We start from the raw sequence: 15,938 nt of genomic DNA, 5'->3' as shown, positions 1-15,938 counted from the left end.
AGCCCCCGCGCATCAGGGCCCGACCCTGGTTCGCTCTCAGGGTCGAACCAGGGGTGGACCAGGGCGGAGCCCGATGGGAACGCGGCCGGGCACGCGCCACGATGGACCCATGAACGACGACATGAAACCCGGTGACTCGGCCGGCGGCCGGGCCGGCGACGCTCCGGCGGGCCCTCCGGGGTCGTCCGCGGCGCCCACGACGACACGACCACAGCTCCTGCGCAGCACCGACGACCGGATGGTCTCGGGCGTGTGCGGCGGCCTCGGCGAACATTTCGGTCTCGACCCCGTGATCTTCCGCATCGTGTTCGCGGTGCTGTCGATGTTCGGCGGGGTGGGCGTGCTGGTGTACAGCCTGGGCTGGCTGTTGATCCCGGCCCGCGGCGAGGCGCAGCCCGTGCTGCGACGGATCCTCGCCGGGAAGTTCGATTACGGGGCATCGGCCGCCGCGGTGGTCGCCGTCATGGGGGTCGCCTTGTTCTTCACCTACCTGGACTCGGGCTTCGGCCCGTCCTTCCCGCTGCTGATGATCACCGCCGTGGTGCTGTTCATGGTGTGGTCCGACACGAAGAAGAAGAACGAGGCCGCCCAGGCGGCCGGGGCCGCGGCGATGGTGACCGCGCCGGCCCAGGTCGGCGCCGAGCCGGGCGCGGCGACCGCGGGTCCGCCGTCGTGGTGGCAGGTGCCCGGCGGGGGCACGGCCCCCGACGACGGTGACCCCGGGGTCCCGTGGCCCGTGAAGCCCGAGCCGCAGAAGCGCCCTCGCTCGTACGTCACCCTGGCCACCCTGTCGGTCGCCACCATCACCGGCGGCGTGCTGTGGGTGCTCAACCGCACCGACACGGTGGACGTGACGTTCGCGGTCGCCCTCTCGATCCTGCTCGGTGTGGTGGGCCTGGGCCTGCTCGCGGGCGCCGTCCTGGGCCGGGCCCGGCTGCTGATCCTGCCGGCGCTCGTGCTCACCGCGCTGCTCGCCGCGGTCACCACGATCAGCGTCCCGTTGAACGGCCCGACGGGGGAGCGCACGTACACCCCGTCCTCGGTCGCGTCGGTGCCCGAGACCTACCGCATGGGCATAGGCGACCTGGACATCGACCTGCGCAAGCTGGACCTCGGCCCGAGCGGCCGGGCGACGGTCAAGGCCCGGGTCGGCGCCGGACAGATCCAGGTGTGGGTGCCCAAGGACGTCACGGTCGTGTTCGAGGGCAGCGCGGACCTCGGCGACGTACGCACCCCGGACGGCGGCAACCACGGCTACCGCCCCGAGCACACCGAGACCACGAAGCCGCAGGCGGATCCGACCCGAGGCACGATCACCCTCGACCTGAAGGTCGGCGTCGGCCAGGTCGAGATGCTGTACGGCGACCACGGACGCAACCCCCGATGACCCCCGCGACCCGGATGGAGGGCGACTCCCCGATGAACAGGTACCGCTTCGACCCGATGGCCCTGATCGCCGGCCTGGTCTTCACCGGCATCGCGATCGCCTACATCCTCCAGGCGGGCGGAGCCCTGTCCGTATCCGCCGAGTGGTCCCTGGCCGCCGCCGTGATCGGCGTGGGCGTGGCGGGCCTGGCGGGCGTCATCCGGGCGATCGCCCCGGGAACCCGACACATCGGGACCCCGATGCCGCCGGAGCCCCTGGACGAGCCGTACACGCCGCCGACGGTGGACCTGACCAAGTAGTGACGAACCCGGGTGCGGGGGAAGGCGACCGGCCTCCCCCGCGCTTCGGCGCGTCCCGAAGCCGAGCCAGCGGGCCACCCGCACCCCCGAGCCGTCCCGAACACCTCAATCGCGCCCGTGGGGCGTGCTCCACAGCGCGGCGTCGGGCCCCTTCGGCACGATCCCGGTCGGATTGATCGCGTCGTGCGTCACGTAGTAGTGCCGCTTGATGTGGTCGAAATCGACCGTGTCACCGAAGCCGTCCGTCTGGAACAGATCGCGGGCGTAGGCCCACAGGACCGGATACTCCGTGAGCTTGCGCAGGTTGGTCTTGAAGTGGCCGTGATAGACCGCGTCGAACCGAACCAGCGTGGTGAACAGCCGGATGTCCGCCTCGGTGATCGAGTCGCCCACCAGGTAGCGCTGTTCGCCCAACCGCTTCTCCAGCGTGTCGAGCCGCGCGAACAGCGCCTCGAACGCCTCTTCGTAGGACTCCTGCGTGGTGGCGAACCCGCACTTGTACACGCCGTTGTTGACGTCGCGGAACACCTCCGCGTTCACCGCGTCGATCTCGTCGCGCAGGTGCTCGGGGTACAGATCGGGCGCGCCCGCGCGATGCAGCGACGTCCACCGCGTGGACAGGTCGAGGGTGATCTGCGGGTAGTCGTTGGTGACGACGTGCCCGGTGTGGAGATCGATGATCGCTGGCACGGTGACCCGGCCCGAGTAGTCGGGGTCGGTGGCCTTGTACGCGTCCGCCAGGAAGGCCAGGCCGGTCGCCGGATCGCGCCCGTCGGGGTGGTTGGTGAACCGCCACCCGGTCTCGTCCCGGATCGGGTCCACGATCGACATCCCGAGCGCGTCCTCCAGCCCGAGCAACCGCCGCACGATCACGGCCCGATGGGCCCACGGACACGCGAGCGACACCACCAACCGATACCGCCCGGCCTCGGCCTCGGGCCGCCCGGTGAATCGATTGCCCTGCCGCACGAACTCCCCGCGCGTCCCCGTCTCCGCATTGAACTGTGCCATACACCCACCGTAACCGCGGTCCCCGCTTCGCGGGCGAACCGGATCGCTCTTGCCGCGTGGTGCGCGGTCGCTGGGGTCGCGCATTGGCCGGGTTGGGATGTTGCGCCCACCCGCTCCGCCCGTTGCGTCATGCGTCTCGGGCTGCGGTTCTTCAGGCGACCGGCGGGCCCGGTCGGGCCTCGCTGCCTGGTGCGCGGTGTGCGGGTCGCTGGGGTTGCGTCTTGGTCGGGTTGGGATGTTGCACCCACCCGCTCCGCCCGTTGCGTCATGCGTCCCAGGCTGCGGTTTTAGAGGCGACCGGTGGGTCCGGTCGGGCCTGGTGGCCGCCGGTGTGGCTGGGTGGGATCGGGTGGGTTGGTTGCGGTTCTACCGTGTGGGCCGGCCCTGGGTCGCCGGGTTTGGCTGCGGTCCTGGCGCGTCAGCGCCCACCGGTCGGGTCGGGGTCGTGATCGACGAGCGCAGCGAGGAGAGCGGCCGGAGGCCGCTGCCTGTGCTTTTCATGACGTCGATGGCCCGGAGCTTGCGGAGGGACAGCGACGTGCGAGCGGAGTGCCGCTTTTGTGGAGCGCCAGCGGAGCAAAAGTGGTGCTTCGGGAGCCGGCGGCTCCGCCGCCCAATAAGAAGGTCCCGCCGCACCCGCGACCCGGGCCTCCCACTCCCGCACCGCACCCGCGCCTTCGGCTTCCCCGGCTTCGCCGTACCCACCCCTCAGGTCGGGTCCAACCCCTTCGCCCTCAGCCAAGACAGTGGGTTGATCGGCGCTCCGCCGTCCGGGCGGACCTCGAAGTGCAGGTGCGGGCCGGTGACATTGCCGGTGTCCCCGCTGTACCCGATCACGTCGCCCGCCTTGACCGGGCCCGACCGGATCTTCGCTCGGGTCAGGTGGCAGTACCAGGTCTCGGTGCCGTCCTTGGCGGTCAGGATCACCATGTTTCCGTAGGCCGAGTGCGACTGGGTCCGGACCACGCCGTCCATGACCGCCAGTACCGGCGTTCCCAAGTCGACCGGGAAGTCGATGCCGGTGTGCGTGTTCGCCCACCGCGACCCCGACGATCCGAAATACGCGCTGAGGCCCTTCTGCGCCACCGGCAGCACGTACTTGGGCCGAAGGTCCTCCTTGCGCTTCCGCTCGGCTTCCTGGGCCCGCTGAGCCTCTTCCTGGGCCTGCTGAGCCTCTTCCTGGCGCTCCTGGAGCGAGATCCGGGTCTGCGCACGGCTCGCGCGCTCGGCGAAGTCCTCGGCGCCGACCTGGAGATCCACGAGCTGCTTGTCCATCGGCGACATCAGCGGCAGGTCCTCGCCGCCCGCGCCCGCGAGGGGGTCCGCGTCCTTCGTCTCCGCGCCCGCGGTGTGCAGCCCACCGACCGCGGCGACGGCCATCGCGGCCGCGCCCATCACGGCGAGCGGCGCGCCGGCCGTGAGCGGGAACGAGCGCCGGGTCGGCTTCGGTTTGCGCTTGGCGCGCGCCTTGTCGGCCGTCGGGAGCGGCTGCGCGTCGGCGGCGGCGGTGTCCGGCCGATCGTCCTCGTCGTCCTCGTCGTCCGCGATGTCGGTGCGGGCCGGCACGCTGATGTCGTACTCGCCGAGATCGAACGCGGGCTCGACCGGCGCGGGCGTCGAGCCGTCGTCGAACAGGTCGACCGACGAACGGTTGCCGCCCGACCACATGTCGGCGTCGTCACGAACCGGAATGGGGGCCAACCAGGTATCGGACTCCCACGCGGCGGTGTCCGAAGCGGCGTACCACATCTCGGTGTTCGAGGTGCCGCCCCACGAGTCGACGTAGGGGACGTCCGGCGCACTCTGCGCCGACGTGTCGCCGACCCACGTCTGCGTCTGTGTCTGCGCGCCGTAGGCGCCGTACACGCCGCCGTCCTGGACCGCGCCGTACGAGCCCGACACGTCGAAGGACCCCGAGGCCTGGAACGAAGCCGACTGATCGAACGAACCCGACGGGTCGAAGGACCCCGATGCCTGGAACGGGACCGAGGCCTGGAACGACCCCGACGCGTCGTAGCCGTCGTAGGTCCCACCGCCGTACACGTCCGACTGCATTTCCTGGGCCGGTGGGCCGTACGCGTCGTAACCCGGCGTGGGCTCGTACTGCTGGTACTGCGTGCCGTAGGCGTCGTACGAAGGGGCCGGGGTGCTCCACGTGCCCGAGGCGTCGACCGCGGCGTAGCCACCGCTCGAGTACATGTCCGCGGCGTAGCCGGGAGCCTGGTCGTACCCGTGGTCGTAACCGCCTTGCGGCGAGCCGGACGAGTCGTAAGGGGAGTACGCACCCTCGACTTCCGGTACGAAGCGACCCTGCTGATCCTCGCTCGGATAGCGAACGTCCGTCACCTACGTCGCCTTCGTCTCGGGGGCTGGTCGGAATCGGACTGTAGTGCTCCTGACGTTCGCAGGACAATCCTCGTAGGAAGGTCCGCAGGTCAGGCGGCCGAGCGGGTGACGAGGTTCACGGCGGCCGGGACGGATTCGGCGGCCGACAACAATCGGGTGATCTCGTCCACCACGGGCCGGTGCGCCACGAGTGTCACGTGTCCCGCGCCGGGAACCAGGACGTTCGTCGCGTCGAGGTCCGGGTGGTCGATCGCTCCCGAGCACAACGGCAGTACGAACGGGTCGAGATCACCCCAGAAGGCGACGAACCGCGTTGCACAGCCCGGTGCCGGTTCGGCCAGCTCGGCGATCACCGGGCTGTCCGGGAGCAGTTGGCGGACCAACGGGTGCGCGCTCAGCAGCCGCGCCGTCCGGGTGCCGTGGTGCGGCGTCCCCAGGGTCACCACGGTGCGCACCAGCGCGTCGCCGCCGAGCCGTTGCGCGTGGTAGCGGGCGATCAGGCCGCCGAGGCTGTGCCCGATCACGTGTACGCCGTCGGCGCCGGTGCGCTCGCATACGTCCTCGATGTGACGGCCGAGCAGGGCCGCCTTCCCCTGGACGTCCCCGCCGACCGGGTTGTGGTTGACCGCGTGCACGTCGGTACAGCCCGCGCGCGCCAGCCCGCGGCGCAGCGCGCCGAAGATCGACCGGTTGTCGGCGAGGCCGTGCACGAGTACGACCGGCAGCCGTTCGCACGCGTCGATCGGCGGCGGGTCGGTGGGGTCGATCGCACCGACGGCGGACAGGCCCATGGGCAGCAGGCCCGACGGGTAGCGCGCGAGGTGTTCCGCGATGCACGCGAACTCGCGGGCCGCGCCGCGCACGATCGCGGCGGAGGGTGCGGCGCGAGGTGGACGATCGGGTGAGGAGAACGCGAGCACCACGTGGGGCCTCCCGGGCGGAGACGATGGAGAGCCCCGGTGTGAACGACACGAAGCACCTACTCGTCGGTATCCCCGACGACACGCGGACGAAACGGGCTGTTAACAAACATGACGGTCATTCAGTACTCGCCCATGGAAAGGGACTTCACGGCACCGACGACAATCCGCCGCCAATCGAACCCAATCCGACCCAATCCGACCCAGCCAAACCCAACCCGACTCGACCCAATCCAACCGACGGAACCAATCCAACCAACGGAACCAAAGGAACCAATCAGATCAATCGGTTCACAAGGGCAACCGCAAGACCACGTACCGCAGGCGATGCCCGGCGCGGGTTACGCTCCGGGCGAGGGCTCGGCCAAGTACATGGAGGCAGTGATGGGTGTTCCCGGACCGATCAGGATCGTCGTGGCCAAGCCCGGCCTGGACGGACACGATCGCGGCGTCAAGGTGGTGGCGCGCGCGCTGCGCGACGCGGGCTTCGAGGTCGTCTACACCGGACTGCACCAGACCCCGATCCAGATCGTGGAGACCGCGATCCAGGAGGACGCCGACGCGATCGGCCTCTCGGTGCTCTCCGGCGCGCACATGACGCTCTTCGCCAAGGTCATCGAGCTGCTCAAGGAGCGCGAGGCCGAGGACATCCTGGTGTTCGGCGGCGGAATCATCCCGCCGGAGGACGTGCCCGAGCTCGAACGGCTCGGCGTCGCCGCGGTGTTCACGCCGGGCGCGCCCACGACGGACATCGTCGACTGGGTGCGCGCGCACGTGGCCACGACACCCGCGTAAGCGACGACGCCCACGCGGGGCCGGCGCGGCATTGGCCGCGCGCGGCTGTCGGTGCGGCCCCGTACCGTGACGGTCATGCTGGAACGGTGGACCGCAGAACAAGTGCTGGCACTCGCTCCTGACGCCGCGTCACGCAAGGCCGGGGACAAACTCGCGATTCCGCGACCGTGGTCGGACACGGGCTGCGCGGAGCCGGAAGGCGGCGTCGGCGCGGTATGGGGCGTCTGCGCGGGGAGCGGGTCGACGCCGTATCGCACGGTCGTCGATCTCGGGGGCCCCGCGTCGCAATGCTCGTGTCCCAGCCGCAAGTTCCCCTGCAAACACGTGCTCGGGCTGCTGCTCCTGTGGGCGGCGGACCCGGCGACCGTCGTCGCCGGCGCGTCCGCTCCCGACTGGGCCGACACGTGGCTGACCGCGCGGCGCGAGCGGGCCGAGAAGGCCGCCGCGGCCGGTCCCACGCTCGTCGATCCCGCCGCCGCCCGGCGCCGGGCCGAACAACGCGCCGCCCAGGTCGGCGAGGGGGCCGAGCGACTGCGTCGCTGGCTCGCCGACCGAGTCCATCAGGGCCTGGCGGGCACCGAGCGCGAGGGCTACGCGATGTGGGACGGCATCGCCGAGCGGATGGTCGACGCCAAGGCCCCCGGCCTCGCGGCCCGGCTGCGCGCGGCCGGGGCGATACCGGCGTCGGGGGCCGAGGGGTGGCCCGGCCGGCTCCTGGAGGACTACGCCGAGCTGTGGCTGTTGCTGCGTGCCCACGAGCACGCCGACGACCTGGATCCGGCCCTGGCGGCCGGCCTGCGGGCCCGGATCGGTTGGACGGTGGACGCGGAGGACGTGCTGCGGCGGGCTCGCGACGCGGGCACGGTCGTACGGGATCGGTGGCTGGTGCTCGGCAGCAGGGACAGTACGGACGGTGGTCTGACGGAGCGTCGGATCTGGCTGCGGGGCACGGAGACGGGCCGGCCGGCCCTGGTCCTCGCCTTCGGGCCGCAGGGGCGGGCGCCGCAACTCGCCCTGCCCGTGGGCCGATCGATCGAGGCCGACGCCGCGTTCCACGACGCCGCCGTGCCGTTGCGGGCCGCGCTCGGCGATCGGACCGAGGCTCCCATGGAGGCCCCGGAGCCGGAGGGCGTCGGTCCCGAGCAGGCCACTCTGGGCTACGCCGAGGCGCTGCGCAGCGAGCCGTGGCTGGAGGCGTGGCCGGTGGTGCTGGCCGACGTGGTCGCGGTTCCGGAGCCGATGGGCTGGCGGATCGCGGGCGCGGACGGCTTCTGGCTGCCGGTGGATCGCGCGCGGACCGGAGAGCAGGCGCTGTGGCGGCTGTCCGCGATGTCGGGCGGCACGGGGCTGACGGTGTTCGGCGAGTACGGCGCGCGCGGCTTCGTGCCCGTGACGGCGTGGCACGAGGGCCGGGCCATCCAGCTGTAGCCGGGGCGACACGACACCGCGAGCAATACCGAAAACGAACCCGACGGCCGCTTCGGGCCGCCGATCGGCGTGTTCTGAAAGGGAGTTCGGATGCGGGTGGCGGATCCGGTGTGGGACGACCTCGTTTCGGCGGCATTGGTGGGAACCGGTCGGCGGCAGGCCGCCGACCTACCGGCGGACGGCGCGCTCGGCGCACTGGCCGCGCGTGTGGACCGTACGGACGAGGCCGTTCGGCTGCTCGACCTGGCCGCGATCGTGATGGTGCATCGACGCGCGGGCCGGCGTGCCCCCGCGGGTGCGCCACCGGCGCCGTGTACCGAGGTGGACCCGCGACCGACCGTGCCGGAGGCGGCGCGGGTGCGGCTGCGGATCCTGCTCGACGGTGACGGGATGGACTTCCTGCCGGAGTGGCTCGCGCTCGCCCGGACGGCGGGCCTGCGCGCGCCCGAGTCCGAGCTGCCCGCGTTGCTGACGGCCGCCCGGTCGCGGACGGATCTGCGCGAGACGGTGGCCGACCTCGCGGGACCGCGCGGGCGCTGGCTCGCGGGGCTCAATCCCGACTGGGCGTGGCTGACCCGGATCGCGGCGGGGGCCGGCGACGATCCCGTGGCGCTCTGGCGGCACGGGCAGTTCGGCGAGCGGCTCGCCGCGTTCAAGGCGTTGCGCGGCGACGACGCGGACGCGGCCCGGGGACTTCTCGAGCAGACCTGGCGCGCGGAGTCGGCGGAGGACCGCGCGGTGTTCGTGGCGGCCTTGCGCACCGGCCTCGCGGCGGCCGACGAGGGTTTCCTGGAGGCGGCGTTGGACGATCGGGCCAAGGTGGTCCGGATCGAGGCGGCGCGGCTGCTGACCGAGCTGCCGGCGGCGGCCTACGCGGCCCGGATGCGCGCGCGGGCCCGGGCCTGCCTGCGACCGGGCGAGGCGGGGCGCGTGCTCGTGGTGCCGCCGACCGAGTGCGACGACGCGATGCGGCGGGACGGGATCGCGGAGACCTCGCCGACCGGGCGCGAGGACCATTCGTGGTGGCTCGGCGAGATCGTCGCGGCGACCCCGCTCGCGGAGTGGGCGGACGTGTTCGGGGAGACCCCGGAGGAGATCGTGGCGCGTACGCTGCCGCGGCGGTTCGCCGAGGACGTCCGGGACGGCTGGGCACGCGCGGCGGTACAGCAGCGCGACGTCGCGTGGGCCAGGGCGCTCGCCGGTCGCGGCGCGCCGACCCGCCTGCTGACGGTCCTGCCCGCGGCCGAGTGCGCCGAGCACGTGGCCCGGCACATCGCCGCGCACGGCCTGTCCGAGGCGCTGCAACTGCTGACCAACTGCCCGACCCCGTGGCCCGCGACGCTCGGCGACGCGGTCCTGGACGCGTTCGCGACGGCCGCCAAGGGCGGCGGCTACCCGTGGAGCTTCAGCGGCGCCCGCGACGTGGCCGGCCGCGGCCTGGACCCGACGCTGGTCGACCGGGTGGAACAACTGGCCGAGGGCGACGGCGAATGGCCCAAGGCGTTCCGCACCCTGGCCGACACACTCCGCTACCGCGCCACGATGCGGGGAGAACTCCTGGGCCGGTAGCCCGATCGCGCGCCCCCCGAGCGCCGCGCTTCGTCCCCAGGCGCCGGCTGGGCTGGTAGTGGCTTGCGGTCTGGATATCCACGGTGCCCAGTGGCCAATGGGTTCACGGGTACAGCGCGGGCACGTCCACCACGAGGGGGAAGGGCACATCGAGCTTCATGACACCTCGATGCACTCCGGTCGCCACGTACGCGTGGGTCGCGGGATCGAGTTCGTAGACGTACAGCACGGAACGACCCGTGTCCTTCTCGATCCGCCAGAAATGTGGGATGCCCGCCTTGGCATAGAGCCCCGGCTTTACCTCGCGGTCACGTTCCTCCGACTCGGGCGACACGACCTCGACGGCGAGGCTGACATCGCCAGCCTCGAACGCGGTCAATTCCGAACTCTGCGCAGAGGCGGCGTCCACAACCATCACGTCGGGCTCCGGCCGGGACCGCCGCCCCAGGCGCAACGTCATCTCGCGGGCAACGAAGAGAGTCGCCGGAACCTGCGCTTCGAGGGTGCTGTTCAGCCTGTTCACAACCTTCATGTGAAACAGCGACTGCGGTGACGTCACGATGAGTGCTCCGTGGATCAGCTCTATCCGACGCGGAGCTTCGGGTGGAAGCCGATCGAGATCATCGGCTGTCCAGCCACCTTCGGGCCCGGGGTAGAACCATTCCGGCAGCGCCTGCGTGATCACCGGCGGCCTCCCTGCGTCAAATGGACCCCGGGACAATGGGGGGCAGAATTGCCCGAAATGGCCGAGATCTGCTCGATGTCACTCGTACGAGGGGTCTGCGGCGGATGGAGGATCGCAGAATTGGCGGCACCGCTACGAATGGGCTGACGTAACCGGGGCCCTTTCGGAGAGGACCGAATCATGACCGAACCCGATTGGCTGGGTGAGTCGCGACTGAAGGCACTGCGCATGCTGCGTGCCTTGGATGGGCTTTCTGACGGTGTGCGCTGTGAGGCTTCCGCTCAGGGGCTGGTTCTGCGCGAGAAGCCCGACGCGTGGGAGGCGAAGGTGCTCACCGAGTTCGGGCGCGCGCTCGAACCGCTGCTTCCGGGCGGAATCGTCCTCCGCGAAGGTGTGGCGTTCGTCTTGGGGGACGGCGTCGAACGGATCCCCGACCTCGCCGTCCTGGACCCCGTTGCGAGGGCTGAACTTCGGGCCGGGGAGGCGGAATCGACTTCCGGCGTATGGATGTTCGTCGAGGTGACCTCCGGCCGCGCGCGCCGCGTGGACCTGATCGAGAAGTCGGCGGAGTACGCCCGGGCCGAAGTGCCGGTGATGTTGGTCGTCGACCGCGAAACGCACGAGGTGGTCGTCCGCTTCGAGCCCGTGGACGGGCGGTACACGTACACCGGACGGATCAGGGCCGGCACCCCGGTGCGGCTGCCGGCGCCGTTCGAAGTGACGGTCGATACCGGTTTCATGCTCGATCACTTGTGACCTCCGCGGCACCCCGAAGTGTCAGACCCGGGCGGCAGGATTGGCTCTGTTCGGGTTTGTTCGAGCCATGGGGGAGCCGCTGTGACTGTGTCCGCTGAACCGGTTGAGCAGGTCGTGCTTCGGGCGCATGCCGAGGACGCGTTCGCCGATGAACTCGCGGCACTCGCCGCAGCCGACGAGCGGCCGCGACCGCCTCGGTGGAAGCTGTCGCCGTGGGCCGTCGCGACCTATCTGCTCGGTGGGACGCTTCCCGACGGAACCGTGATCTCGCCCAAGTACATCGGGCCGCGCCGGATCATCGAGGTCGCCGTCACCACGCTCGCGACCGACCGCGCGCTGCTGCTGCTCGGCGTGCCCGGGACGGCCAAGACGTGGGTGTCCGAGCATCTCGCCGCCGCCGTGTGCGGCGACTCGACGCTGCTGGTCCAAGGCACCGCCGGGACGCCGGAGGAGGCCATCCGCTACGGCTGGAACTACGCCCAGCTGCTCGCGCACGGGCCCAGCCGCGCCGCGATGGTGGCCGGTCCGGTGATGCGCGCGATGAGCCACGGGCTGGTCGCCCGGGTCGAGGAACTGACCCGCATCCCGGCCGACGTGCAGGATTCGCTGATCACGATCCTGTCCGAAAAGACCTTGCCCGTACCGGAGTTGAACGACGAGGTGCAGGCCGTCCGCGGCTTCAACCTGATCGCGACCGCCAACGACCGCGACCGCGGCGTCAACGACCTGTCCTCCGCGCTGCGCCGCCGGTTCAACACCGTCGTGCTGCCGCTGCCCGCGACCGCGGACGCCGAGGTGGACATCGTCAGCCGCCGGGTCGCCCAGCTCGGATCCTCGCTCGACCTGCCGCCGGTGGCCAGTGCCGAGGCCGAACTCCGGCGCGTGGTAACGGTGTTCCGCGAACTGCGGAGCGGCCTGACCGAGGACGGCCGGACCAGGCTCAAGACGCCGTCCGGGACGCTGTCCACCGCCGAGGCGATCTCCGTGGTGACCGGCGGGCTCGCGCTGGCCGCGCACTTCGGCGACGGCGTGCTGCGTTCGGCGGACGTCGCCGCGGGGATCCTGGGCGCGGTCGTCAAGGACCCGGCCGCCGACACCCTGGTCTGGCGCGAATACCTGGAGACGGCCGTGCGCCCGCGCGCGGAGTGGCAGGACTTCTATCGGGCCTGCCGCGACGCGGACCGCGCGTGATGCCGAACTCCCCTTCCGGGCAACCGTTTCTGCTCGGCGTCCGACACCATGGGCCCGGCTCGGCCCGGGCCGTCGCCGCCGCGCTCGCGCAGATCGAGCCGGACGTCGTGCTGATCGAGGGCCCGCCCGAGGCCGACGTGCTGCTGTCGTTCGCGGCCGACCCCGACATGCGCCCGCCCGTCGCGTTGCTCGCGCACGCGATCGACGACCCCGCGCAGGCCGGCTTCTGGCCGTACGCCGACTTCAGTCCCGAGTGGGTGGCGATCCGATACGCGACCGACCACGGCGTGCCGGTGCGGTTCATCGACCTGCCGGTCGCCGTGACGTTCGCGCTCGACCGGGCCCGCAAGGAACAGGCCCAGGAACAATCCGCCCGCGAACAATCCGCCGACGAGCAATCCGCCGACGAGGAGAAGTCGGGCCGGGAGTCGGGCGAAGGCGAGAGCCAGGGCGCGGCCGGCGACCCCGAAGCCGGCCCGGAGCCGGCCCGCGTCGATCCCATCGCCGCCCTGGCCCGGCTCGCCGGCCAGGACGACCCCGAGCGCTGGTGGGAGGACGTCATCGAGCATCGACTGCCCACCGGCACCGACGCGCTGACGCCCTTCCGGGCCCTCGGCGACGCGATGGCCGCGCTGCGCGAGGACGAGTCCGCGAGTTCGGACGAGGCCGACGTCGAGCGGCTGCGCGAAGCGCACATGCGCCAGTCGATCCGTTCCGCGCGCCGGGCCGGCCACGGCCGGATCGCCGTGGTGTGCGGTGCCTGGCACATGCCCGCGCTCGCCACGATGCCCACGGCCGCCGCCGACCGCGCGCTGCTCGCACCGCACAAGGCCAAGGTCAAGGTCGAGACCACGTGGGTGCCGTGGACCCACCGGCGGCTCGCCCAGAGCTCCGGCTACGGCGCCGGCGTCGCCTCGCCGGGCTGGTACCGGCACCTGTACGCCAACGCCGACGAGAGCGAGCTGCTGCCCCGCTGGTTCGTCCGGATCGCGTCCCTGCTGCGCGAGGCCGGGCATCCCGTGTCCTCGGCGCACGTCATCGAGGCCACCCGGCACGCGGCCGCGCTGGCGGCGCTGCGCGGGCGCCCGCTGGCCGGCCTGGACGAGACGATCGAGGCCGTCCGCGCGGTGATGTGCGACGGCGTGGACGGCCCGCTGACGCTGGTCCACGACGCCCTCGTGGTCGGCGACGTGATCGGCGAGGTTCCGGACACGGTGCCCGCCGTACCGCTCCAGCGCGACCTGTCCCGCGAACAGCGCCGACTCCGGATCAAGCCCGAACCCCTCGCCCGCAAACTCGAACTCGACCTGCGCAAGGAATCGCACGCCGACCGCAGCCGCCTGCTCAACCGGCTCGCCCTGCTCGACATCCCGTGGGGCGTGCCCGCACGCGCGCGCGAGAGCAAGGGCACCTTCCGCGAGACCTGGCGCCTGGACTGGCAGCCCGAACTCGCGATCCGGGTCGCCGAGGCCGGCGTGTGGGGGACCACCGTGGTCGCCGCTGCCGGAGCCCGCGCGGCCGACCTCGCGATCCGGGCCGACTCGCTCGCCGACGTGACCGACGTCGCCGAGCGCTGCCTGCGCGCCGACCTGCCCGACGCGCTGCCGGTGATCATGCGGGTGCTGGACCAGCGCGCCGCGCTCGACACCGACGTCGGCCGGCTCGCCGAGGCCCTGCCGGGCCTGGTGCGCGCGCTGCGCTACGGCGACGTACGCGGCACCGACACGTCCGCGCTCGCGACCGTCGTGGACGGCCTCGTGGTCCGGATCTGTGTCGGCCTGCTCCCCGCGTGCGCCGGCCTCGACGACGACGGCGCCAAGGAGATGCGCCGCCGGCTCGACGACGTGCACACCGCCGTACAGCTCTTGACGGACGGTCAGAAAGACGAGTGGTACGCGACCCTGGGCCGCCTCGCCGACCGCGAGAACCTCCCGGGCCTGCTCACCGGGCGGGCCACCCGGATCCTGCTCGACCTGGGCCGACTCGACTCCGAGGCGGCCGCCCCACGGCTGGCCCGAGCACTGACCAGGGGCGTTCCGCACCGCGAATCGGCCGCCTGGATCGAAGGATTCCTCGCGGGCGGCGGCATGCTGCTCATCCACGACGACCGACTGACGACCCTGGTCGACGAGTGGATCGCGACCACGCCGGCCGACCTGTTCACGGAGATCCTGCCGCTCCTGCGCCGCACGTTCTCGACCTTCGCCGCGGCCGAGCGCCGCACCCTGGGCGAGCGGGTCCGCACCCCGTCGCGCATCCCGGCGCCGGCCGCGACCGCCGACCTGTTCGACACCGAACGCGCCGACGCCGTACTGCCGTTGCTTGCCGAGATCCTCGGTCTCGGCCGCTCGAACGCGTCGATCTCATGAGGGGGACCATGGACGACGAACGCCTGCGCCGCTGGCGACTCGTGCTCGGCGGCGACGCCGACGGCACGGGCTGCGGACTCACCGGCGAGGACACCCGGATCGACCAGGCGCTGGCCGCGCTGTACCGCCCGGAAAGCCCGGCCCCCCGCGGCAGCCGACGCAGCAACGGCCCGCGCAGCGGCGGGCTCGGCGCGTCCGCGCCCTCGGTGGCCCGCTGGCTGGGCGACATCCGCGAGCACTTCCCGGCCGGCGTGGTGCAGATCCTCCAGCAGGACGCGATCGAGCGGCTCGACCTGACCCGGCTGCTCCTGGAGCCGGAGATGCTCGCGGCCGTCGAACCGGATGTACACCTGGTCGGCACCCTCCTGGCGCTCAACAAGCTGATGCCCGAGGCCACCAAGGAGGCGGCCCGCGCGGTGGTCCGCAAGGTCGTCGACGACCTGGAGCGCCGGGTCGCCCAACGCACCACGAGCCTGGTCCAGGGCGCGCTCGACCGCTCGACCCGGATCAACCGCCCGCGCCACCACGACATCGACTGGAACGCCACGGTCAAGGCCAACCTCAAGCACTACCAGGCCGAGCACCGCACGATCGTGCCCGAGCGCCTGGTCGGCTACGGGCGGCAGCGGCACGGGGTGCAAAAGGACGTCATTCTGTGCGTCGACCAGTCCGGTTCGATGGCGGCCTCGGTGGTCTACGCGTCGGTCTTCGGCGCGGTCCTGGGCTCGATGCGGTCCCTCAAGACCTCGCTGGTCGCCTTCGACACGAACGTCGTGGACCTCACGGACCAGCTCGCCGACCCGGTCGACGTCCTGTTCGGCACCCAGCTCGGCGGCGGGACGGACATCAACCGCGCGCTGGCCTACTGCCAATCCCTGATCACCCGCCCGGCGGAAACGGTCGTGGTGCTGATCAGCGACCTGTACGAGGGCGGCGTCCGTGACGAGATGCTCCGCCGCGCGGCGGCGATGCAGGCCGCCGGCACCTCCTTCGTCACCCTGCTCGCCCTGTCCGACGAGGGCGCCCCGGCCTACGACCACAGCAACGCGGCAGCACTGGCCGCCCTCGGCAGCCCGGCCTTCGCGTGCACCCCCGACCTGTTCCCGGAGGTGATGGCGGCGGCGATCCAGGGGATGCCACTTCCGGTACCGAAACCCTGAAGGTATGCCAAAAGGTATTCTC

13 protein-coding genes are annotated in these 15,938 nt (G+C 71.9%); 9 read left to right on the top strand and 4 right to left on the bottom strand.

What is annotated here, in order from left to right; translation table 11 throughout:
• The first annotated feature begins 109 nt into the window (after nucleotides 1-109).
• Complete coding sequence (locus OG928_RS13280) at nucleotides 110-1,387, top strand: PspC domain-containing protein (protein ID WP_406283355.1); 1,278 nt, start codon at nucleotides 110-112, stop codon at nucleotides 1,385-1,387.
• A complete protein-coding gene (locus tag OG928_RS13275; RefSeq protein ID WP_406283353.1) occupies nucleotides 1,384-1,686 on the top strand; it encodes a hypothetical protein in 303 nt (100 codons plus the stop codon). The genes OG928_RS13280 and OG928_RS13275 overlap by 4 nt, the downstream gene beginning before the upstream one ends.
• A gap of 105 nt (nucleotides 1,687-1,791) precedes the next feature.
• Here OG928_RS13275 and OG928_RS13270 read toward each other — a convergent pair whose 3' ends face one another.
• The 3 genes from OG928_RS13270 to OG928_RS13260 form a co-directional block, all read right to left on the bottom strand.
• Complete coding sequence (locus tag OG928_RS13270; RefSeq protein ID WP_406283351.1) at nucleotides 1,792-2,697, bottom strand: glutathione S-transferase family protein; 906 nt, start codon at nucleotides 2,695-2,697, stop codon at nucleotides 1,792-1,794.
• A gap of 708 nt (nucleotides 2,698-3,405) precedes the next feature.
• Complete coding sequence (locus OG928_RS13265; protein WP_406283349.1) at nucleotides 3,406-5,043, bottom strand: M23 family metallopeptidase; 1,638 nt, start codon at nucleotides 5,041-5,043, stop codon at nucleotides 3,406-3,408.
• 89 nt (nucleotides 5,044-5,132) lie between these two features.
• Nucleotides 5,133-5,966 carry an esterase/lipase family protein gene (locus tag OG928_RS13260; protein WP_406283347.1) on the bottom strand — a complete coding sequence of 278 codons (834 nt, stop codon included), beginning with the start codon at nucleotides 5,964-5,966 and terminating at the stop codon, nucleotides 5,133-5,135.
• A 381-nt stretch (nucleotides 5,967-6,347) separates the two neighbouring features.
• Between OG928_RS13260 and OG928_RS13255 the strand changes: the two genes are divergently transcribed.
• The 3 genes from OG928_RS13255 to OG928_RS13245 all read left to right on the top strand — a co-directional run bounded on the left by OG928_RS13255 (nucleotide 6,348) and on the right by OG928_RS13245 (nucleotide 9,755).
• Complete coding sequence (locus OG928_RS13255; protein WP_406283345.1) at nucleotides 6,348-6,758, top strand: cobalamin B12-binding domain-containing protein; 411 nt, start codon at nucleotides 6,348-6,350, stop codon at nucleotides 6,756-6,758.
• A gap of 75 nt (nucleotides 6,759-6,833) precedes the next feature.
• A complete protein-coding gene (locus OG928_RS13250; RefSeq protein WP_406283343.1) occupies nucleotides 6,834-8,186 on the top strand; it encodes an SWIM zinc finger family protein in 1,353 nt (450 codons plus the stop codon).
• Between the two features lie 90 nt (nucleotides 8,187-8,276).
• The gene (locus OG928_RS13245) at nucleotides 8,277-9,755 is read left to right on the top strand and encodes a DUF5691 domain-containing protein (protein WP_406283341.1); all 1,479 of its coding nucleotides are present in this window, start codon (nucleotides 8,277-8,279) and stop codon (nucleotides 9,753-9,755) included.
• A gap of 103 nt (nucleotides 9,756-9,858) precedes the next feature.
• Here the strand turns inward: OG928_RS13245 and OG928_RS13240 are convergent, their stop codons facing one another.
• The gene (locus OG928_RS13240) at nucleotides 9,859-10,440 is read right to left on the bottom strand and encodes a Uma2 family endonuclease (protein ID WP_406283340.1); all 582 of its coding nucleotides are present in this window, start codon (nucleotides 10,438-10,440) and stop codon (nucleotides 9,859-9,861) included.
• A gap of 180 nt (nucleotides 10,441-10,620) precedes the next feature.
• On the opposite strand from OG928_RS13240, the gene OG928_RS13235 reads away from it, so the two are divergent.
• The 4 genes from OG928_RS13235 to OG928_RS13220 all read left to right on the top strand — a co-directional run bounded on the left by OG928_RS13235 (nucleotide 10,621) and on the right by OG928_RS13220 (nucleotide 15,916).
• Nucleotides 10,621-11,196, top strand: coding sequence for a Uma2 family endonuclease (locus OG928_RS13235; protein WP_406283338.1), 576 nt, complete (start codon nucleotides 10,621-10,623; stop codon nucleotides 11,194-11,196).
• Between the two features lie 81 nt (nucleotides 11,197-11,277).
• Nucleotides 11,278-12,387 (top strand): AAA family ATPase, encoded by a 1,110-nt coding sequence (locus OG928_RS13230; RefSeq protein ID WP_406283336.1) that lies wholly within the window; start codon nucleotides 11,278-11,280, stop codon nucleotides 12,385-12,387.
• Nucleotides 12,387-14,756 (top strand): DUF5682 family protein, encoded by a 2,370-nt coding sequence (locus tag OG928_RS13225; protein WP_406283334.1) that lies wholly within the window; start codon nucleotides 12,387-12,389, stop codon nucleotides 14,754-14,756. Before OG928_RS13230 ends, OG928_RS13225 begins: the two co-directional genes overlap by 1 nt.
• Before the next feature lie 8 nt (nucleotides 14,757-14,764).
• The gene (locus tag OG928_RS13220) at nucleotides 14,765-15,916 is read left to right on the top strand and encodes a VWA domain-containing protein (protein ID WP_406283332.1); all 1,152 of its coding nucleotides are present in this window, start codon (nucleotides 14,765-14,767) and stop codon (nucleotides 15,914-15,916) included.
• Nucleotides 15,917-15,938 lie beyond the last annotated feature (22 nt).

The organism is Embleya sp. NBC_00896, assembly GCF_045207785.1.
Lineage (GTDB): Bacteria > Actinomycetota > Actinomycetes > Streptomycetales > Streptomycetaceae > Embleya.
The sequence above is the reverse complement of the archived record's forward strand: the minus strand, read 5'-3'. Positions and strand labels throughout refer to the sequence as shown.